The sequence below is a fragment of the Bordetella sp. H567 genome (assembly GCF_001704295.1).
GTDB lineage: Bacteria > Pseudomonadota > Gammaproteobacteria > Burkholderiales > Burkholderiaceae_B > Bordetella_C.
Genome location: NZ_CP012334.1, coordinates 5,005,994 through 5,024,308, shown reverse-complemented (window position 1 = coordinate 5,024,308; position 18,315 = coordinate 5,005,994). Strand labels below are relative to the sequence as shown.

The following is an 18,315-nucleotide window of genomic DNA, read 5'->3' as shown; positions in this document are numbered from 1 at the left end:
TCGTTTCCTGTCTGGTTGTATCATTGTGTGATGCCCCAAAAGTGTGCATCAACGACCGGCTTTCAGGAACGAGGTATGGAAACCAAGGTGCCCGCCACCATCCCGTACATGCTCTACGAGCAGGTACGCCAAATGATCATCGACGGCACCTTGGCACCCGGCCAACCGTTGCGCGAGCAAGAGCTCGAACGGCGCTTCGGCACCAGCCGCAGTCCCATCCGGGAGGCCCTGCGCCTGCTGGAGCTCAGTGGCCTGGCCACCCATGCGCAGCGGCGCGGGTTTCGGGTCGTGTTGTACAGCGAGCGGGAAATCCGCCAGCTTTATCTTCTGCGCGCGGAGCTGGAGGCCTATGCCATCCAGGGCCTGGCCGGCCACAAGGACTTGCAGCCGCTGCTGGGCCGCCTGCGCGACGCCCATGAACGGCTGGTGCGCTGCGAGCCGGGTCGCGCCGTGCTGAGTTATCTCTCCACCGTGCGCGGCGCCTTCCTGGAAGTGGTCGATTTCGTCGGCAACCAGCCTTTACGCGAGGCCGTGCACCGCTTGAACGAACGCTGCGAGCCCTTGCGCTATAACCTGTTTCGCCGCGGGTTTTCCGACGTGGGGGCATCGGCCTGTTTCGTCGGCCGGGTCGCGGATGCGATTACCCAACGAGACTTCGACCTCGCCGCGGCGATACGGCGCGAATGCGCCCATTGGATACTCCCCATGGTGCTGCGTGCCTACGCGGAAGAGGTGGGCGCCCGCGCGATAGGCGCGGGCTGACCCGGGCCGTCAGGCCGGCTTGCGCGGCGACGCGATGGTCTTCACCGCGATACCCGCTTTTTCCAGCGCGGCGCGGATGCCGCTGGCGAATACCAGCGCGTTGGGCTGGTCGCCATGAATGCACAGGGTGTCGGCGCGCACCGGTACGTCCTTGCCGTGGACCGAGCGGACCTTGCCCTCCTGCACCATGCGCAACACCTGTTCGACGGCCTTGTCGACCTCGGTGATCATCGCGCCCGGATGGCTGCGCGGCGTGAGCGAGCCGTCGTCCTGGTAAGAGCGGTCGCCGAAGACTTCCTGCGCCACCGGCACGCCCAGCGCTTCGGCGGCGCGGATGTGCTCGGTGCCCGCCAGGCCGTACAGCACCAGATCGGCGTCCACGTCGCGCATCGCGCGGCAGATCGCGTCTGACAGCGGGCGATCCTTGGCCGCCATGTTGTATAGCGCGCCGTGCACCTTCACATGATGCAAGCGGGCGCCCTGGGAAGCCGCCACGCCGGCCAGCGCGCCGATCTGGTAGACCATGAAGTCATAGGCTTCGGCGGCGCTGATCTGCATCACGCGTCGGCCGAAGCCCGCCAGATCCGGCAGGCTGGGATGCGCGCCCAGCGCCACGCCGCGCGCCAGCGCGGCCGCGACCGTGCGCCGCATGGTGCCCGGATCCCCGCCATGGAAGCCACAGGCAATATTGGCGGATGAGACGTATTGCAGTACGCCTTCATCGTTGCCCATCTTCCACGCGCCGTAGCTTTCGCCCATGTCGCAGTTCAAGTCTATGGATAAGCCCATGGCTGTGCTCCTTCAGTTCGATACGGATGTATGGCACGCATATCGCGCGCGCAGCGGCGCCAGTGCCGCGGCCAGTCGCGCGAAGGCGGTTTCCCGCTCGCCGTCCAGCCGCTGCGCGTCTTCCAGCGAGATCATTTCAAAGCGTATGGTGCTACCCGGCGCCGTTTGTGCCAAGAGCGGGAGATCGACGCTGGCGACCTGGGCGATCTTGGGGTAGCCGCCGGTGGTCTGGCGGTCGGCCATCAGGACGATGGGCGCGCCGTCGGCGGGCACCTGCACGGTACCGAAGCAGGTGGCTTCCGACAGCATCTGGCGCGGCGCGGCCATGGCCAGCGCCGGGCCGCGCAACCGGTATCCCATGCGCTCCGATTGCGGTGTCACGATGAACGCCTCGTGGGCAAAAGCCTCTCGCGACGCATGGGTGAAGTCCTGCCATTGCCGTCCCGGCATCGCGCGGACCGCGGCGCGGGCCTGCGCGGCCAGCGTAGCGGGAAGGTAGAGCCGGGTCTGCCAGAGCGCCTCTTCCAGCGCGTCCAGGGCATCGGTGTCCAGCCGCGTGCGCAGCCCGATGGTGTCGCCCTTGGCCAGCGCCCGGCCTTCGTGGCCGCCGAAGCCGCTGCGCAGATACGTGCTTTCGCTGTCCATGACGCGCGTCAGCGCGAAGCCGCCGTGTACGGCCAGGTAGGCGCGCAGGCCGGGCGCGCCGCCCGGCGCCGGCGCGGCGGGCGCACCGAAGGACAGCACGTCGCCCGCGCGTGCCAGCAGCGGCCGGTTGACCGGCAAGGCCCGTCCGTTCAGCGCCGCGCCCAGCGAGGCACCGCTCAAGGCGAAGCAGGCCGCGCCTTCGAAGCGCAGCGTCGGCCCCTGCAGGGTGATTTCCAGCGTGGCGGTACGGGCCGGATCGTTGCCCGCCAGCAGGCTGGCCAGGCGGTGGGCACGCGCATCCATGGCCCCCGCCGCCGGTATGCCCTGGTGCTGATAGCCCAGCCGCCCCAGGTCCTGGAAGGAGGACAGCAGGCCCGGTTTCAATACGGAGACGGTCATGCTTGCTCCGCCCGCATGCGCGCGAACGTGGGAGCGTCGATGGGAACGAAGCGGACGCGGTCGCCGGGCTGCAGCAGGGATGCTGGCTCGCGCGCCGGATCGAACAGCCTCAATGGCGTCGCGCCGATGATGTTCCATCCGCCGGGCAGCCGGCTGGGGTAGATCACCGTCTGGCGGTTGGCCACGGCAACGGACCCGACCGGAACGGCGGTGCGCGGCGACGCGCGCCTGGGCAGGTTCAGGCGTTCATCGTGGACGCCGATATAGGGATGCCCGGGCGCGAAGCCCAGCATGAAGACCATGCTGCCCGGGCGCGTATGCAGCGCGATCACTTCGTCCGGCGTGATGCCGGCGGCGCGGGCGACGTCTTCCAGGTCGGGGCCGTGCTCGCCGCCGTAGCAGACGGGGACGTCCACGTCGCGGGCGGTGCTGTCGGCGCTGGGGATGCCGCCGGCCAGCAGGGCTTCGATCCTGTCGGCCAGGAAGGCGAAGGTTGGGCCGCCGCCGTCCGGGCCCGGGGCGTAGTGGACGGCGACCGCGACGAAGGAAGGCACGACGTCGGTCACGCCGGGCAGCCCCGCATCGCGCAGCAGCCGCGCCACGGCCAGGCAGCGCCGGCCGACGTCCGCGTCGATGGCGTCGCCGAAAACCACCAGCAGGCAGCGATCCCCCTGCGGGTGGATGCGCCAGTCCGGCGCCGCGGATTCAGGCCCTGCGTTCACGTGCCGCCGCGCTTATTTCGCGAACAGGGAATCCATGTTCTTGAAGGCCTTGAATTCCAGGGCGTTGCCCGACGGATCCAGGAAGAACATGGTGGCCTGCTCGCCCACTTCGCCCTTGAAGCGGATATACGGTTCGATCACGAAGCGGGTGCCGGCCTGGGTCAGCTTATCGGCCATGGTTTCCCATTGCTCCATGGACAGCACGGCGCCGAAGTGGCGCACGGGCACGTCGTGGGCGTCGACGGCGCTGGTCTGCTTGTGGCCGCATTCCTCGGGCGCCAGATGGGCAACGATCTGGTGGCCGTAGAAATTGAAGTCCACCCATTCCGGCGCGCTGCGCCCTTCCGGACAGCCCAGCAGGTCGCCGTAGAAACGGCGTGCTTCGGCAATATCGCGAACGGGGAAGGCCAGGTGGAAAGGCGGCATGGCGGCGTGGGCACTCATACGAAACTCCGAGGGGAAGGAAAACGCGACCGCTAGTGTATGGATTGTTTTTTTGATTGAAAAACGATATTTTTTGGTACTTAGCACAAATTCTATAGATGCTCGCCGAATTCCGCACCTTCGTCGCCGTCGCCCGCGACGGCACCTTCACCGGCGCCGGGCGCCAGCTCGGCCTGACCCAATCCGCCGTCAGCGCGCAGATCCGTCGCCTGGAGGAATTCCTGGGCGTAGCGCTGTTCGACCGCACCGCGCGGTCGGCCACGTTGAACGATGCGGGCCGCGACATCCTGGCGCAGACGGAAGAGGTCCTGGGCCTGGTGAATCGCATGGTGGCGCAGGCCGGTACCGGCCACGTTACCGGGTCGCTGCGGGTGGCGGCCATCGCCTCCGTCCAGCAGGACCTGCTGGTGACCGCGCTGCGCCTGTTCCGCGCGGATTTTCCGGACGTCAACGTGCGCATCGTGCCGGGCGTGTCGCTCTCGCTGCTGGCCCACGTGGACGCGGCGGAAGTGGACCTGGCGGTACTCATCCGTCCGCCTTTCAATCTGCCGCCCGAATTGGCCTGGCAGCCCCTGCTGACCGAACCCATGGTGCTGGCCGTGCCCGCGTCGCTGCCGGACATGGGCTGGCGCGAGGCGCTGGCGGGCCAGCCCTTCATCCGCTATGACCGGGCATCGTTCGGCGGCCGCCTGGTGGATGTCTTCCTGCGCCGGCACCGCCTGACGGTGCACGAAGCCGTGGAGCTGGACGAAATCGACGCCATCGCCAACCTGGTGCGTGCCGGGCTGGGCGTGGCGCTGATGCCGCGCACCGCCCATCTGGACACGCGTGGAATGCGTCTGCTGGATCTGGGCGCGGCGGGCTTCGAACGGGAGATCGGGATCGTGATCCGCCGCGCCACCGACGCGGCGGGCGTCGCCGCGCGCATGGCGGCATGCCTGCGCGCGGCTGCCGGGGATCGCGGGCAGCTTTCGGGCGCGGCCGCCGGACCCGCCTAGCGTGCCGCCCCCGGACGGGGCCGCTGCGAGGCCGCTTGCCGCGTTGACAGGCCCTAGATCCGCTGGCAGCGGATCGTCACCGGGTGGCCGCACAGCGATTGCATGATGTCGTCGTTCACCATGCCGTCGACGTCGGTCACGACATAGCCGATATCGCCTCGCGTTTGCAGGTTCTGGCTAAGGATGTTCAGCCCATGCTGCGCCAGCAGGTTGTCCAGGGTGCCGAGCGCGCCCGGCACGTTGCGGTGGATGTGCAGGATACGCGCGCTGCCCGCGCGTTCGGTGAACGGCAGTTCGGGGAAATTGACCGCGCCCTTGGTCGTGCCGGCCTGCAGATAGCGCACCAGCTTTTCCGCGACTTCGCGACCGATGTTTTCCTGCGATTCCTGCGTGCTGCCGCCGATGTGCGGGGTCAGGATCACGTTGGGCATGCCGATCAGCGGGCTGGCAAGCGGTTCGTCCACGCTTTTCGGTTCCGCCGGGAACACGTCCAGCGCGGCGCCGGCCAGGTGCTGCGAGGCCAGGGCGTCATGCAGCGCGGGGATGTCCACCACCGTGCCGCGCGATGCATTGATCAGAATGGCTCCGCGCTTCATCTGCCCCAGGGTTTCGGCATTGATGATGTTTTCCGTGCTGCGCCCGCCCGGCACGTGCAGCGTCACGACGTCGCTGTGCGCCAGCAGTTCGGCCAGCGTGTTCACCGCATGGGCGTTGCCCAGCGGCAGCTTTGCCTCCACGTCGTAATACACGACGCGCATGCCGACGCTTTCGGCCAGCGTTCCCACCTGGGAGCCGATGTTGCCGTAGCCGATCACGCCCAGCGTCTTGCCGCGTGCCTCGTAGGCGCCCGACGCGCTCTTGTCCCAATGGCCCTGATGGACGCGCGTGCTTTTTTCCGGGATGCGGCGCAATAGCAGGATCGCTTCGGCCAGCACCAGTTCGGCCACCGACCGGGTGTTGGAGAAGGGCGCGTTGAAGACCGGCACGCCATGATGCATGGCGCTGTCGAGATTTACCTGGTTCGTGCCGATGCAGAAGCAACCCACCACGCGGACGTCGCGGAACTGCTCGAAGTGGGCGGCCTCCAGGTGCGTGCGGGACCGGATGCCTACGGCGTGCGCGCCCTTCAGCGCGGCGCGCAGTTCGTCCGGCGGCAGCGAGGACGAATAGGTCTGGATGTCCGTGTAGCCCGCGTCGCGGAACACCGCCACGCCGCTGGGGTGGATGTTTTCGAACAGGACAATACGCGTCATGCTGCATGCTCCCTACGATTTTGCGCGATATGGACGCGCAATCATCATGCCAGGAAAGAGCCGTGCGGCCGGGCTTGGCCCCACACCTGGCAGGGGCAGGGCGGCGGGGGGCGCGCCGCCGCTGGAGCCTGCGCCTGCGCGGTCAACCCGCGTCGCTCTCCACCACGCGGTCCGGGGGGAACAGCAGCGAAAACGTGCTGCCCTTGCCGACTTCGCTGGCGATGCTCAGTTCGGCGTCGTGGCGCATCGCGATGTGCTTGGTGATGGCCAGTCCCAGCCCCGTGCCCCCCACCGCGCGCGAGCGGCCGCGGTCCACGCGATAGAAGCGCTCGGTCAGGCGCGGGATGTGGCGGGCCGCGATGCCGATGCCGGTGTCCTGCACGCTGTAGCGCGCGCCGCCTTCCGGCAGCCGTTCCCAGCGCACGGTGATCGTCCCGCCTTCGGGCGTGTAGCGCACCGCGTTGGTGAGCAGATTGGAAATGGCCGACGACAGTTCGCTTTCCGCGCCCAGCAGGTCCACGCCTTCATCGAGCTGCCAGGTCAGCGCATGGCGCCCGGCGGACAGCGCCTCGGTCTGCTGCCGCGCGGTCTGCAGCAGCGCGGCCATGCGCACGCGGTGCGGTTCGGCGTTGGGCGAGGACTCCAAGGTCGACAGCGTGAGCAGGTCGGCGACGATGGCCTGCATCCGCTGCGCCTGCTCGTGCATCATCGTCAGGTATTGCCCGCGCTGGTCCCGGGTCAGGGCCTCGTCCGGCATTTCGCGCAGGGTTTCCAGGAATCCCGTCAGCACCGTCAGCGGCGTGCGCAATTCGTGCGACACGTTGGCCACGAAGTCGCGCCGCGTGGTCTCCAGCTTTTCGATCTGCGTGACGTCGCGGGTGATCAGCAGGCGCTGGTCGCGCGCGTAGGCCGTCAGCTGCATCATCAACAGGCGTTCCTGGCTGCCCACGGCCATCCGGACCAGGATAGGCTCGGGCCAATCCTCCTGGCGGCTGTATTCGATGAACTCCGGCGCGCGCACCAGATTCAGCAGATTGCTGCCGCGGTCGGCCGGCAGGCGCAGGCCCAGGTGCTGGCGCGCCACCCGGTTGCACCAGTCGATCTGCAGGTCCTGGTTCAAGGTGACCGCGCCATCGGGCAGCGCCTGCGCGGCCGCCAGCATGCCCTGCATGGCATCGCGGCTTTCCGTCAGCTGGCGCGCCTGGCCCCGCAGATAGCGGTACAGCGGCGCGAGGATGTCGTCCCAGGGGCCCGCGGCGGCGGGCGGCGCCGTCTCGGGGTTGCGCGCCCATCGCGCCACGCGTTGCTGGCGCGCACTGCGCGCCAGCAGGGTCACCGTCAGGCCGGCGCACATCAGCGCCCAGCCCATGGGGTTGCCCAGCAGCCATTGGGCCAACGCAGCCAGGATCGCCCACAGGGCGATCAGAAGTATCGTGCGCAACAAAATCATTGTGCGCTGGTTTTACCCGCCGGAACCTGGGCTGTAAACCGGTAGCCGCTGCCGCGCACGGTCTCGACATGCATATCGTGGCCGGTGGGCTCCAGCGCCTTACGCAGGCGGCGGATGTGGACGTCGACGGTGCGTTCCTCGACGAAGACGTGGTCGCCCCAGACCTGGTCCAGCAGCTGTGAACGCGAAAACACGCGCTCCGGGTGCGTCATGAAGAAATGCAGCAGGCGGAATTCCGTGGGCCCGATCTGCAAGGGGTGGCCGCCGCCGTTCAGGCGGTGCGTCACGGGGTCCAGCTTGAGGCCGGCCACGTCGATGACGTCGTCCGTCAACTGCGGCGCCCGGCGGCGCAGCACCGCCTTGATGCGCGCCATCAGTTCCTTGGGGGAGAACGGCTTGGTGATGTAGTCGTCGGCGCCGGCTTCCAGGCCGTCCACTTTGTCCTGCTCCGAGCCCTTGGCCGTCAGCATGATAACGGGGACGGTTCGTGTGCGTTCTTCCGCCCGCAGCTTGCGGGCCAGGGAAAGGCCCGACGCGCCGGGCAGCATCCAATCCAGCAGGATCAGGTCCGGCAATTCCGCCCGGATCAGCGTCTGCGCCTGGTCGGCGTCGAACGCGCGCAGCACCTTGTGGCCGGCAAAGGACAGGTTGACAGCGATCAGTTCCTGGATGGCGGGTTCATCTTCGACTACGAGTATGGTGCTGGACATGGTGATTGCTGCGTAACGGTGGCGAGCCTGCGGGAGGGTGATGGGCGCGAACGTTGCGATAGTATGGCCGTAATATTTCAGGTATGTGACGCGCCGCATTGCGGCGTTCATGATGGGCGCCTTAAGGCGACTCCCATCGGCTACCATACCCGGTTGATTCGGGAACCCATTATGCAAAACCCCAATTCCGCGAGCAGCGGGGAAGCTTCATCCCCCGGCACCACCCATTTCGGCTTCAAGACCGTGAACGAAACCGAAAAGGCCAGCAAGGTCGCCGAAGTTTTCCATTCCGTGGCGTCGCGCTATGACGTCATGAACGACCTGATGTCGGCCGGCCTGCATCGCGTATGGAAGGCGTTCACCATCGGCCGCGCCGCCGTGCGGCCCGGCATGAAGGTGCTGGACATCGCCGGCGGAACGGGTGACCTGGCGCGTGCCTTCGCGCGGCGCGCCGGCCCGGAAGGCCAGGTGTGGCTCACCGACATCAACGATTCCATGCTGCGGGTGGGGCGCGACCGCCTTGCGGACAAAGGGCTGCTGTTGCCCGTCGCCGTCTGCGATGCCGAGCGCCTGCCTTTCCCGTCCGGCTATTTCGATCGCGTCAGCGTGGCCTTTGGCCTGCGCAATATGACCCACAAGGACCGCGCGCTGGCCGAGATGGCACGCGTGCTCAAACCCGGCGGCAAGCTGCTGGTGCTGGAGTTTTCGCGGGTCGCCAAGCCGCTGGCGCCCGTCTATGACTGGTATTCGTTCAATGTGCTGCCCTGGCTGGGCCGCAAGGTGGCCAAGGACGAAGCCAGCTATCGCTACCTGGCGGAATCGATCCGCATGCATCCCGACCAGGAAACGCTGGCAGGCATGCTGCGCGATGCGGGGCTGGAGCGCGTGCAGTACTTCAACCTGAGCGCCGGTGTCGTCGCCCTGCACGAAGGCGTACGCCTGGCCTAGCGGTGTCGTCGCCCTGCACGAAGGCGTACGCCTGGCCTAGCGTTGACAGGCCCTAGCGCCACCGCGCTTGTTACCTAGGCAAAAGTCGGATATCCTGTAGGTGTTCAGGTTTCTGTAAGTATGCTTCGGTTGTCAACCCTGTTGGTCAACCCCCGTTGGTCAACCCGGTTGGTCAAACCGGCCGGTCTAACCGGTACGGTCTACCGGCAAGGCCGGTCGGCCGGCCCGTCCGGTAGGCGCCCAAGCGGAAACCCAGGCAAAACCCAAATGACGTTCGCGGGGCGACAGCTCCCGTCCGCATGCGGTGCGATTCGCGCCATCCGGCTGCGACGCCTTGCGAACGACTACAGGAGCACACCATGTCAGCCCCTTACTTCCGCCGTTTCCTGGCTGCTGCGCTCGTCGCCGTAACCGGTATGGCCATGATTGCCACCTCGTTCGACGCCGAAGCGCGGCGCGTGGGCGGGGGCGGCAGCATAGGCCGCCAATCCCCCAACGTGACCATGCAGCGGCAGGCGACGACGCCGCCGTCCACCGGCACCGGGCCGGCAGCGGCTTCGGCCGCCGCGCCCGCCGCCGGCGCCGCCGCCGCGGGTGCGGCCGGCGCCACCGCGCGCAGCGGCGCATCGCGCTGGCTGGGCCCCATCGCCGGTATCGCAGCCGGCCTCGGCCTGGCGGCGCTGCTGTCGCACCTGGGCCTGTCCGGCGCCTTCGCCGAGATGCTCTCAAGCCTGCTGCTGATCGCCCTGGTCGTCTTTGCCGTCATGTTCATCGTCCGCCGTCTGCGCGGTGCTGGCCCGCGGCCGGCCATGCAGGGCGCCTACGGCATGGCCCGCCAGGCTGACACGCCCGCCCAGCAGCAGCCCGCCGCGTGGCGCGATGCCCTGCCGGCGGCTGGTGCGGCTGGTGCGGCCGCGGGTGCAGCCGCGCCCGCGGCGACGTCGGGCTTCGGGACGCAATCCGGCGCTGCACCGCGCGCGGATGCGGAAAGCAACTGGTTCATCCCGGGCGATTTCGACACCCCGGCCTTCCTGAAGCAGGCCAAGGAACAGTTCGTCCGCATCCAGGGCGTATGGGACAGCGGTGATACCGAACGCCTGCGCGAATACCTGACCGACGACCTCATCGTCGAACTCAAGCCCCAATTGACGGAACGGCAGGGCGCCCCCAACCGCACCGAAGTCGTGCTGCTCAATGCCGAAATGCTGGGCATCGAAGCCGTGTCCGACGGTCATCTGGCCAGCGTGCGCTTTTCCGGCATGCTGCGCGAAGAGCCGGGCGCCGAAGCGTTCCGCTTCGAGGAAGTCTGGAACCTCTTCAAGCCCACGCAGGGCGGATGGCTGCTGGCGGGTATCCAGCAGATTCCCGTCCACGCGAGCTGATCGCCCCGCTGTTTTTCTTCCTTCCGCGGTTCGCCTTGCTCGGGCAACCGCCCTCACGCCGGCTCCGCAGGGGCCGGTTTTTTTTATCCTGGCCCAGTCCGCGGCGCGGCGTGCCTTGCCCGCCAGGCTGGCGCGGCCCGGCACGCCGGCGTTCCCTGGGGCTTCCTTCCAGGCCCTTATTCCGGCGCGGCGCCGGCCGGGGCGGGCGACCCGTTAAACTTGCGGTCTGATCATCCCAGGGCGCCTTGCGTCCCGTCGTAAATTCATGCTGCCGATTCCCGTCTTGCCCGATCCTGGCCGTCCCGCTGTCCGCGCGCTCAATGCCTTGCTGCGGCGGGAGGACTGGGCCCGCGCACGCCTTGCCCGCCATGCCGGCAAGACCGTGCGCCTGGCCGTGGGCGCGTTCAAGCTTTCGCTCACCATCGATAGCGAAGGCTATGCGGATGTGGCGGATCCCGCGGTGGTGCCCGACGTGACGTTGACGGGCGATCCCGCCCGGTTCCGCGTCGCGCGCCTTTTCCAGGGCGGTAGCGAAAACGCCGACCCCGCCGCGGCCGCGCGCGCGCGCGCCGACGCGATCGCCGACATGACGCATATTTCCGGGGATGCGGGCCTGGCCCAGGTGGTGGCGGAGCTGGCCGCGCAATTGCGCTGGGATGTCGAAGACGACCTGGCGCGCTGGTTCGGCGATATCGCCGCCGCCCGGCTGGTGGGCGGGGCGCGCGCCCTGTCCTCGGGCCTGCGCGGCGCCGCGGCGCGATTGGGGAACAACCTGGTTGAATACCTTGCGCAGGAACGGCCCATCCTGACGCCGCGTCCTCTGATGGAAAGCTGGGCCGCCGATATCGCGCGCGCCAACGCCACGCTGGACGTCGCCCAGGCGCGTTTCCTCGCCCTGCAGGCGCGCTTGCAGCGCATGCAGGATCAGCGGGGCGCCGCGAACGCGGGCCATGGTGGCGCCTGAACGATGCTGACCTTTCTTCGTTTCGTGCGCATCGTGGTCGTGGCCCTGCGCTACGGCCTGGACGAGCTGGTGCTGTCCAGCCTGAATCATCCCCTGGCCACGCTGCTGTTGCGCGTCATGCGCTTCGGCACGCGGCCGCGCGTCGCGCGCGGCGTGCGCCTGCGCCGCGCCCTGGAATCGCTGGGCCCGATCTTCGTTAAGTTTGGCCAGGTGTTGTCGACCCGGCGCGATCTCATCCCCATCGACATCGCGGCCGAACTGGCGCTACTGCAGGATCGCGTGCCTCCCTTCCCGTCGGAACAGGCGGCGCAATGCATCGAGACCGCGCTGGGGGCCCCGCCCGCCACGCTGTTCAAGCACTTCGAAGTCGATCCGGTGGCGTCGGCGTCGATCGCCCAGGTGCACTTCGCCGTGCTGCACGATGGCCGCGAAGTGGCTGTCAAGGTGCTGCGGCCCGGCATGCTCGACATAATCGAAAAAGACCTGACCCTGCTGCGCACGCTGGCGTCGGTCATCGAGCGCCTGGGCCCTGACGGCCGCCGCCTGAAGCCGCGCGAGGTCGTGGCGGAGTTCGACAAGTATCTGCACGACGAGCTCGACCTGGTACGCGAAGCCTCCAACTGCAGCCAGCTGCGGCGCAACTTCGGGCCGGACAGTGGCCGCGGCCGGATGCTCATCGTGCCGGAGGTGATCTGGGAGTTCACTGCCAATACGGTCTTCACCATGGAGCGGATGTACGGCATCCCGGTGGGCCAGACCGAACGGCTGCGCGCGGCGGGCATCGATATCCAGAAGCTGGCGCGCACCGGCGTGGAGATCTTCTTCACGCAGGTGTTCAGCGACGGCTTCTTCCATGCCGATATGCACCCGGGCAACATCTATGTGTCCGACCGCGCCGAAACACTGGGCCACTACATCGCGCTGGATTTCGGCATCGTGGGTTCGCTGTCGGAATTCGACAAGAACTACCTGGCGCAGAACTTCCTGGCCTTCTTCCGTCGCGATTACCGGCGGGTGGCCCAGCTGCATATCGAATCGGGCTGGGTGCCGGCGGACACGCGCGAAGAGGAGCTGGAAGGCGCCGTGCGCGCCGTCTGCGAACCCTATTTCGATCGGCCGCTGTCGGAGATCTCGCTGGGCCAGGTGCTGCTGCGCCTGTTCCAGACATCGCGGCGCTTCAACGTGGAAATCCAGCCGCAGCTGGTCCTGCTCCAGAAGACGCTGCTGAACGTGGAAGGGCTGGGGCGCGAACTGGACCCGGACCTGGACCTCTGGAAAACCGCCAAGCCCTATCTTGAGCGCTGGATGCGCGAGCGCATCGGCATGGCCGGCTTGAAAAAACAGCTGGAAAAGGAAGCCGCGCAGTGGTCGCAGATCCTGCCCGCGCTGCCGCGGCTGGTACACGATCGCCTGAACCGGCCGAATGTGGAGCCCGCCGTGCTGTTGGAACTGGGCCGGCTGCGCAAGGCGCAGGAGCATACGAATCGCCTGTTATCCGTCGTCGCGGCGGTACTGGCGGCCGGTCTCGCGCTGATCATCTGGTTTTCCACCCGCTGAGGACTGCCGCACCCGAATGCGGTCCGTCCGCGTCCCAACTTTTTTTAATCCCTGTTGCTTCGTCAGCGGGTGTCCCAACCCGGCCTGTTGTTTTTATTCGCGCGGTTTTTCCGGGCGGCAGGCCCTTCGTCATAGTTCTGCCATGTATTTGTCATCAAGTCTTCGCATGCAACGGCGATAAAGGAAGACGGCGAATGGGCTTATCACCCATGCGCTTTTTGCCCAGCTTCAACACGCGTACGCATGACAAACCTATAAGCGATGCGCGCCCGCGCGGCCATGATATGGGGCCATACGAGTGCGGGGGACACTTAATACATTTTCGGACCCAAACCATGCTTTATCCGCAACTTTTCAAATCCATGGAAGCCGTGCGCTGGAATATGTCGACCGACATTCCATGGGATGACTTCGATGGCGCCAAGCTGTCCGATGAACAGGCGCGGACCATCAAGATGAATGCCATCACCGAGTGGGCGGCGCTGCCCGCCACGGAGATGTTCCTGCGCGACAATCACGGCGACAGCGATTTCTCGGCTTTCATGTCTGTGTGGTTCTTCGAGGAACAGAAGCATTCGCTGGTGCTGATCGAGTACCTGCGCCGCTTCCGGCCGGACCTGATGCCCACGGAAGAAGAGCTGCACAAGGTGCGCTTCGAATTCGACCCCGCGCCGCCGCTGGAAACCCTGATGCTGCATTTCTGCGGCGAGATCCGCCTGAACCACTGGTACCGCTGCGCCGCCAGCTGGCATACCGAACCGGTGATCCAGGCCATCTACAAGACCATTTCGCAGGACGAGGCCCGCCATGCCGGCGCCTATCTGCAATACATGCGCCGCGCGCTGTTCGACCGTGGTGAAAACACGCAGGCGCAGGCCCGCCTGGCGTTTTCCAAGATCGGCATGCTGATGGCATCGGCCAGCCGCACGCCGCAGGCCATGCATCCGACCAACCTGCATGTGAACAAGGCCTTGTTCCCCAACGACACGGTGCAATCCCGGCTGCCCGAACCGGGTTGGCTGGAACAGTGGCTGGACACGCAGATCCGTTTCGACGGCGTGTGGGAGAAGAAGGTGGGCGACCGCATCCTGCACATCCTGTCCAAGCTGTTGGACCGCAGCTTCGAATCGGTGAAGGATCTGAACCGCTATCGCAAGGAAATCATGTCGCTGATGGAGCGCGGCAGCGATGCGGTCATGGAGCGTGCCGCGGCCGAAGCGCGCGGCCTGTCTTCGCTGGTCCTGGGCTGAGGCACGGCCCGCGGGTTCAAGGCCGGTCAGGCGGGACAGGGCGGCGCGGGAGTAGGGCCGCCCTGGCCGCGCGTCGTTAAAATGTCCGCATGACCGCCCGATTCGAATCCAAGATCCTTACCCCCCGGCAATGCGTGGACGCGCTTGCCGAGGGCCGCCTGCCGCGCCCGCTGGTGTTCACCAACGGCGTCTTCGACATCCTGCATCGCGGCCATGTCACCTATCTGGACGAAAGCGCCCAGCTGGGGGCTGCGCTGGTGGTGGCGGTGAATACGGATGCGTCGGTACGCCGGCTCGGCAAGGGCCCGGAGCGGCCGCTGAACAACCAGGAAGACCGCGCGGCGATGCTGGCCGCGCTGGCGTGCGTGGACGCCGTCACGGCCTTCGACGAGGATACGCCCGAAGCCCTGATCGCGTTGCTGCGCCCCGACATCATCGTCAAGGGCGGGGACTACGACATGGAAAAGCTGCCGGAAACCGCGCTGGTCCGCAGCTGGGGGGGGCGGGCAGTCGCGGTGCCCTTCGAATTCCAGCGTTCCACGACGGCCCTGGTCCGCAAGATACAGGGCGGCTGATCCGCCCGCCGTCGCGGGTTAGAACTTGAACTGCGATACCGTCGCGCCGCGCAGCGGCTTGATAACGGTTTCGAACAGGTTGACCGTTTCGAAGCTGGCGGCCGTCGTGCGCGTGATGCGGCAGGCCGTCATGACGGGCGCCGTGCCGACCACCACCACCATGCGGCCGCCGATGCGCAACTGGTACTTCAGGCCGTCCGGCACCACGGGCACCGAGCCCGTCAGCAGGATGGCGTCATACTCGGTTGTGCCCCATCCGTTGCGCCCGTCGCCGGTTTCGATCTTGACGTTCGCGACGTTGTTCATCTGCAGGTTCTGCTGGGCGAAGGCGACCAGGCGGCTGTCGATCTCCACCGTCGTGACCTGTTGCGCCAAGGTGGCCAGCAGCGCGGCCTGGTAGCCCGAACCGGTACCGATTTCCAGCACCGCGTCGGTCGGCGCCAGAAGCAGTTCCTGGGCGAACCGGGCTTCGACCTTGGGCGCGAGCATGGTCTCGCGCGTGTCCACCGCATTGATCTGCAAGGGGATTTCCAGGTCGGAGAACGCCAGCGATCGCAGCGCGGGCGGCACGAAGAGCTCGCGGCGCACCTTGGACAGGGCAGCCAGCACTTTTTCGTCCAGCACGTCCCACGGGCGGATCTGCTGCTCCACCATATTGAAGCGGGCTTGTTCGACGTCGGGCAGGGTTGAGGCGTTCATGACACGGCAAAAAGAGTTCGGAGGCTGGGCAATTGTACCGATTTGCGTCCCGGCCCTACCACCACGCATGGAAATGATGTACGGGGCCATGGCCCTTGCCGACGTCCAGCCTCTCGGCGTGGCGGATGGCTTCGGCCAGGTAGGCCTTGGCGCGCCGGGCCGCTTCCGGCACGTCGCCCGTCTGCGGAATCAGCGCCGCCAAGGCCGCGGACAGGGTGCAGCCCGTGCCGTGGGTGTTCCGGGTGGCGATGCGGCGCCCGGGCAATTCAATCATGCGGTCGCCGTCATGCAGCAGGTCGATGGTGTCATCGCCCGGCAGGTGGCCACCCTTGACCATGACCCAGCGCTGGCCGTCATGGGCCATCTTGTTGCGCAGGCGTTCGGCGACGCGGCGCATTTCCTTGACGGTTTCCACCGGGCGTTCCTCCAGCAGGACGCCGGCCTCCGGAAGGTTGGGCGTCAGCAGGGTCGCCTGCGGCAGCAGCGCTTCGCGCAACGCGCCGACGGCCGCGCGTTCCAGCAGCAGGTCGCCGCTCTTGGCCACCATGACCGGATCCAGCACGATGTGCGGCGGCCGCCAGCGCGCGAGCTTTTCCGCGACGACCTGGATCACGCCCTGCTGGCCCAGCATGCCGATCTTCACGGCATCGATGCGGACGTCGGCGAACAGCGTGTCGATCTGCTGGCCGACGAACAGGGGCGGCACGGGCGCGACCTGGCTGACGCCTTCGGTGTTCTGTGCCGTCAGCGCGGCGATCACGGCGCAGCCGTAGGCGCCCAGCGCGCTCATGGCCTTCACATCGGCCAGCACGCCCGCGCCGCCGGAAGGGTCGACGCCCGCGATGGAAAGCGCGTTGGGTATCATCGCACCACGCCCTCCGTGGGCGAGGACGGCGAGGCGCTGTAAAGCTTGCGGGGCATGCGGCCGGCCAGGTAGGCCTCGCGGCCCGCCTCCACGGCCTTCTTCATGGCGCTGGCCATCAGGATGGGGTCTTTCGCGCCGGCGATGGCGGTATTCATCAGCACGCCCTGGCAGCCGAGCTCCATGGCGATGGCGGCGTCCGAGGCCGTCCCGACGCCCGCGTCCACCAGCACCGGCACGCGCGCCTGGTCCAGGATCAGGCGCAGGTTCCAGGGGTTCAGGATTCCCATGCCCGAGCCGATCAGCGAGGCCAGCGGCATGACCGCTACCGCGCCCAGGTCTTCCAGCATGCGCGCCTGGATCGGATCGTCGGTGCAGTAGACCATGACCTTGAAGCCTTCCTTGACCAGGGTCTCCGTCGCCTTCAGGGTTTCGGGCATGTTGGGAAACAGCGTGTGCGGGTCGCCCAGCACCTCCAGCTTGACCAGGTCGTGGCCGTCCAGGAGTTCGCGTGCCAGGCGCAGGGTGCGCACGGCTTCGTCGGCCGTGTAGCAGCCGGCGGTGTTGGGCAGGTAGGTGAAATGCGAGGGCGGCACGAAATCCAGCAGGCTGGGTTCGTTGGCGTTCTGGCCCAGGTTCACGCGGCGGATGGCCACGGTGACGATTTCGCAGCCGCTGGCGTCCAGCGCCTGGCGGGTCTGTTCGAAATCCTTGTACTTGCCGGTACCGACGAGCAGGCGGGACCGGAAGGTGCGGCCGGCGATGGTGAAGGTATCTTGGGAGGACATGGCGAGAGCGGAAGAGTTGCCGTTCGCCCGGATGGCGCGCGGCGCATTCCGTCATGATAAAGCAGGGCGCCGCGCCGCCATCGCTCCTGTTTTCCGGATGCCCCCGTGAGGCGCGCGGCCCAAGGCGGCCGGTGGCATGGCCGGTCAGGGGGCGATCAGCGCGGCCCTGGCGTATCGGTGGTGTCGCGCGCCCGGTCCAGGGCCGCGCACAGTGTTTCGGCGGCGTCGATCAGCCTGGGGCCGGGTCGATACAGCGCGTCGGCGTCCATGCCGACGACCCGTCCGCGCAGCGCCGCCGGCAGCCGCAGCGCCCGCCATGCCGCCGTGATCGCCTGCAGGCTGGCCGCGCTGGCCACGATGACGTCGGGCTGCGCCGCCAGGACGGCTTCCTGCGTGACCTGCGGTGCCGTGACGGGCGCGTCGGCGAAGACGTTGATGCCACCGCACAGGCGCAGGGCATCGCTGACGATGCTGCTGCCATTCAGGGTGTAAAGGGGATCGCCGCCCGCCTGGATGAACACCCGCACCGGCTTGCGGCCGGCATAGCGGGCCGCCAGGGCGTCGATGCGCGCGCGCAGCGCGGCGGCGGCAGGAGCCGCGACGGCTTGCGTGCCGAACAGCACGCCCATGCGATCCACCGCGTCGGGGATGTCGCGCAGCGTGCGCGGGTCGCTGTAGTACACCGGAACGTCCAGCGCGCGCAGGACGGGCAGCAGCGGCGCGGCACCCGCCGGCAGCCAGCCGATGACCAGGTCCGGCCGCAGCGCGGCCACGCGCTCGGAATCGGGCACCAGGCCGTCGCCCACCGACGGCAGCGCGCGGGCCTGGGGCGGATAGTCGCTGCCGCGCGCCACGCCGACCAGCCTGTCGCCGGCGCCCGCCGCATACACCAGCTCCGTCGCGTGCGGGGCCAGCGAAATGGCCCGGACCGCCGGATGGCGCAGCGTGACGGCGCGGCCGTCGTCATCCTGGACGGAGACGCCGGCGGACGCCGTCACGGAGGGCTGGGCCAGGCAAGCGCCGCCTATTGCCATGGCGAGGATGGCCACGCGGGCAAACACCGCCGCGCCGTGGCGGCGCGGCGACGATGCCGGCCGGTTCGGGTGCCTGCTCATCCG

The 18,315-nt window shown here is 67.7% G+C and carries 19 protein-coding genes; 8 read left to right on the top strand and 11 right to left on the bottom strand.

Features of this window, described 5'->3' with window-relative positions; all coding sequences use genetic code 11:
* Positions 1 to 75 precede the first annotated feature (75 nt).
* Entirely contained in the window at positions 76 to 762 is a 687-nt protein-coding gene (locus tag AKI39_RS22490; RefSeq protein WP_066641115.1) for a GntR family transcriptional regulator, read from the top strand.
* Positions 763 to 771: 9 nt separating this feature from the next.
* Here AKI39_RS22490 and AKI39_RS22485 read toward each other — a convergent pair whose 3' ends face one another.
* From AKI39_RS22485 to AKI39_RS22470, 4 genes are read right to left on the bottom strand one after another with little or no spacing between them, the layout of a single operon-like run.
* Positions 772 to 1,551 carry a LamB/YcsF family protein gene (locus AKI39_RS22485; protein ID WP_066641114.1) on the bottom strand — a complete coding sequence of 260 codons (780 nt, stop codon included), beginning with the start codon at positions 1,549 to 1,551 and terminating at the stop codon, positions 772 to 774.
* A 12-nt stretch (positions 1,552 to 1,563) separates the two neighbouring features.
* Positions 1,564 to 2,595, bottom strand: coding sequence for a biotin-dependent carboxyltransferase family protein (locus tag AKI39_RS22480; RefSeq protein WP_066641113.1), 1,032 nt, complete (start codon positions 2,593 to 2,595; stop codon positions 1,564 to 1,566).
* On the bottom strand, positions 2,592 to 3,317 hold the full coding sequence (gene pxpB / locus AKI39_RS22475) for a 5-oxoprolinase subunit PxpB (RefSeq protein WP_066641112.1): 726 nt from the start codon (positions 3,315 to 3,317) through the stop codon (positions 2,592 to 2,594). Before pxpB ends, AKI39_RS22480 begins: the two co-directional genes overlap by 4 nt.
* A 12-nt stretch (positions 3,318 to 3,329) precedes the next feature.
* Positions 3,330 to 3,761 carry a VOC family protein gene (locus AKI39_RS22470; protein WP_066641109.1) on the bottom strand — a complete coding sequence of 144 codons (432 nt, stop codon included), beginning with the start codon at positions 3,759 to 3,761 and terminating at the stop codon, positions 3,330 to 3,332.
* 98 nt (positions 3,762 to 3,859) lie between these two features.
* Between AKI39_RS22470 and AKI39_RS22465 the strand changes: the two genes are divergently transcribed.
* On the top strand, positions 3,860 to 4,759 hold the full coding sequence (locus AKI39_RS22465) for a LysR family transcriptional regulator (protein WP_066641107.1): 900 nt from the start codon (positions 3,860 to 3,862) through the stop codon (positions 4,757 to 4,759).
* 53 nt (positions 4,760 to 4,812) lie between these two features.
* Here AKI39_RS22465 and serA read toward each other — a convergent pair whose 3' ends face one another.
* The 3 genes from serA to phoB form a co-directional block, all read right to left on the bottom strand.
* The gene (gene serA, locus AKI39_RS22460) at positions 4,813 to 6,012 is read right to left on the bottom strand and encodes a phosphoglycerate dehydrogenase (protein WP_066641105.1); all 1,200 of its coding nucleotides are present in this window, start codon (positions 6,010 to 6,012) and stop codon (positions 4,813 to 4,815) included.
* Positions 6,013 to 6,154: 142 nt separating this feature from the next.
* Complete coding sequence (phoR, locus tag AKI39_RS22455) at positions 6,155 to 7,462, bottom strand: phosphate regulon sensor histidine kinase PhoR (protein ID WP_066641104.1); 1,308 nt, start codon at positions 7,460 to 7,462, stop codon at positions 6,155 to 6,157.
* Positions 7,459 to 8,172, bottom strand: a complete 714-nt coding sequence (gene phoB / locus AKI39_RS22450) for a phosphate regulon transcriptional regulator PhoB (protein ID WP_066643622.1) — start codon at positions 8,170 to 8,172, stop codon at positions 7,459 to 7,461. The genes phoR and phoB overlap by 4 nt, the downstream gene beginning before the upstream one ends.
* A 171-nt stretch (positions 8,173 to 8,343) precedes the next feature.
* Here phoB and ubiE point away from each other — a divergent pair, with 171 nt between their 5' ends.
* The 6 genes from ubiE to rfaE2 all read left to right on the top strand — a co-directional run bounded on the left by ubiE (position 8,344) and on the right by rfaE2 (position 14,848).
* Complete coding sequence (gene ubiE / locus AKI39_RS22445) at positions 8,344 to 9,120, top strand: bifunctional demethylmenaquinone methyltransferase/2-methoxy-6-polyprenyl-1,4-benzoquinol methylase UbiE (protein WP_066641103.1); 777 nt, start codon at positions 8,344 to 8,346, stop codon at positions 9,118 to 9,120.
* 359 nt (positions 9,121 to 9,479) lie between these two features.
* Positions 9,480 to 10,502 (top strand): Tim44 domain-containing protein, encoded by a 1,023-nt coding sequence (locus AKI39_RS22440; RefSeq protein ID WP_066641102.1) that lies wholly within the window; start codon positions 9,480 to 9,482, stop codon positions 10,500 to 10,502.
* 265 nt (positions 10,503 to 10,767) lie between these two features.
* Complete coding sequence (locus AKI39_RS22435; RefSeq protein WP_066641100.1) at positions 10,768 to 11,466, top strand: ubiquinone biosynthesis accessory factor UbiJ; 699 nt, start codon at positions 10,768 to 10,770, stop codon at positions 11,464 to 11,466.
* A gap of 3 nt (positions 11,467 to 11,469) precedes the next feature.
* Positions 11,470 to 13,023: a ubiquinone biosynthesis regulatory protein kinase UbiB gene (gene ubiB, locus AKI39_RS22430; protein ID WP_066641098.1), complete on the top strand. Its 1,554-nt coding sequence runs from the start codon at positions 11,470 to 11,472 to the stop codon at positions 13,021 to 13,023.
* A 335-nt stretch (positions 13,024 to 13,358) separates the two neighbouring features.
* Complete coding sequence (locus tag AKI39_RS22425) at positions 13,359 to 14,273, top strand: ferritin (protein WP_066641096.1); 915 nt, start codon at positions 13,359 to 13,361, stop codon at positions 14,271 to 14,273.
* An 89-nt stretch (positions 14,274 to 14,362) separates the two neighbouring features.
* Positions 14,363 to 14,848 (top strand): D-glycero-beta-D-manno-heptose 1-phosphate adenylyltransferase, encoded by a 486-nt coding sequence (gene rfaE2, locus AKI39_RS22420; protein ID WP_066641094.1) that lies wholly within the window; start codon positions 14,363 to 14,365, stop codon positions 14,846 to 14,848.
* An 18-nt stretch (positions 14,849 to 14,866) separates the two neighbouring features.
* On the opposite strand, the gene AKI39_RS22415 is transcribed toward rfaE2, so the two are convergent.
* The 4 genes from AKI39_RS22415 to AKI39_RS22400 all read right to left on the bottom strand — a co-directional run bounded on the left by AKI39_RS22415 (position 14,867) and on the right by AKI39_RS22400 (position 18,312).
* Positions 14,867 to 15,547, bottom strand: coding sequence for a protein-L-isoaspartate O-methyltransferase family protein (locus AKI39_RS22415; protein ID WP_066641092.1), 681 nt, complete (start codon positions 15,545 to 15,547; stop codon positions 14,867 to 14,869).
* 55 nt (positions 15,548 to 15,602) lie between these two features.
* Positions 15,603 to 16,412, bottom strand: a complete 810-nt coding sequence (gene thiD / locus AKI39_RS22410) for a bifunctional hydroxymethylpyrimidine kinase/phosphomethylpyrimidine kinase (protein WP_066641090.1) — start codon at positions 16,410 to 16,412, stop codon at positions 15,603 to 15,605.
* Positions 16,409 to 17,197 carry a thiazole synthase gene (locus AKI39_RS22405; RefSeq protein WP_066641088.1) on the bottom strand — a complete coding sequence of 263 codons (789 nt, stop codon included), beginning with the start codon at positions 17,195 to 17,197 and terminating at the stop codon, positions 16,409 to 16,411. The genes thiD and AKI39_RS22405 overlap by 4 nt, the downstream gene beginning before the upstream one ends.
* A 155-nt stretch (positions 17,198 to 17,352) precedes the next feature.
* A complete protein-coding gene (locus AKI39_RS22400; protein ID WP_083229001.1) occupies positions 17,353 to 18,312 on the bottom strand; it encodes a cobalamin-binding protein in 960 nt (319 codons plus the stop codon).
* Positions 18,313 to 18,315: the final 3 nt, after the last annotated feature.

Excerpts from the sequence above, each read along its gene's own strand:
- serA (WP_066641105.1), bottom strand. The coding sequence starts at position 6,012 with ATGACGCGTATTGTCCTGTTCGAAAACATCCACCCCAGCGGCGTGGCG.
- ubiE (WP_066641103.1), top strand. The coding sequence starts at position 8,344 with ATGCAAAACCCCAATTCCGCGAGCAGCGGGGAAGCTTCATCCCCCGGC.
- AKI39_RS22425 (WP_066641096.1), top strand. The coding sequence starts at position 13,359 with ATGCTTTATCCGCAACTTTTCAAATCCATGGAAGCCGTGCGCTGGAAT.
- thiD (WP_066641090.1), bottom strand. The coding sequence starts at position 16,412 with ATGATACCCAACGCGCTTTCCATCGCGGGCGTCGACCCTTCCGGCGGC.
- AKI39_RS22490 (WP_066641115.1), top strand. The coding sequence starts at position 76 with ATGGAAACCAAGGTGCCCGCCACCATCCCGTACATGCTCTACGAGCAG.
- AKI39_RS22465 (WP_066641107.1), top strand. The coding sequence starts at position 3,860 with ATGCTCGCCGAATTCCGCACCTTCGTCGCCGTCGCCCGCGACGGCACC.
- AKI39_RS22485 (WP_066641114.1), bottom strand. The coding sequence starts at position 1,551 with ATGGGCTTATCCATAGACTTGAACTGCGACATGGGCGAAAGCTACGGC.
- AKI39_RS22405 (WP_066641088.1), bottom strand. The coding sequence starts at position 17,197 with ATGTCCTCCCAAGATACCTTCACCATCGCCGGCCGCACCTTCCGGTCC.
- AKI39_RS22400 (WP_083229001.1), bottom strand. The coding sequence starts at position 18,312 with ATGAGCAGGCACCCGAACCGGCCGGCATCGTCGCCGCGCCGCCACGGC.
- AKI39_RS22470 (WP_066641109.1), bottom strand. The coding sequence starts at position 3,761 with ATGAGTGCCCACGCCGCCATGCCGCCTTTCCACCTGGCCTTCCCCGTT.
- AKI39_RS22435 (WP_066641100.1), top strand. The coding sequence starts at position 10,768 with ATGCTGCCGATTCCCGTCTTGCCCGATCCTGGCCGTCCCGCTGTCCGC.
- rfaE2 (WP_066641094.1), top strand. The coding sequence starts at position 14,363 with ATGACCGCCCGATTCGAATCCAAGATCCTTACCCCCCGGCAATGCGTG.
- AKI39_RS22480 (WP_066641113.1), bottom strand. The coding sequence starts at position 2,595 with ATGACCGTCTCCGTATTGAAACCGGGCCTGCTGTCCTCCTTCCAGGAC.
- AKI39_RS22415 (WP_066641092.1), bottom strand. The coding sequence starts at position 15,547 with ATGAACGCCTCAACCCTGCCCGACGTCGAACAAGCCCGCTTCAATATG.
- phoR (WP_066641104.1), bottom strand. The coding sequence starts at position 7,462 with ATGATTTTGTTGCGCACGATACTTCTGATCGCCCTGTGGGCGATCCTG.
- ubiB (WP_066641098.1), top strand. The coding sequence starts at position 11,470 with ATGCTGACCTTTCTTCGTTTCGTGCGCATCGTGGTCGTGGCCCTGCGC.
- phoB (WP_066643622.1), bottom strand. The coding sequence starts at position 8,172 with ATGTCCAGCACCATACTCGTAGTCGAAGATGAACCCGCCATCCAGGAA.
- AKI39_RS22440 (WP_066641102.1), top strand. The coding sequence starts at position 9,480 with ATGTCAGCCCCTTACTTCCGCCGTTTCCTGGCTGCTGCGCTCGTCGCC.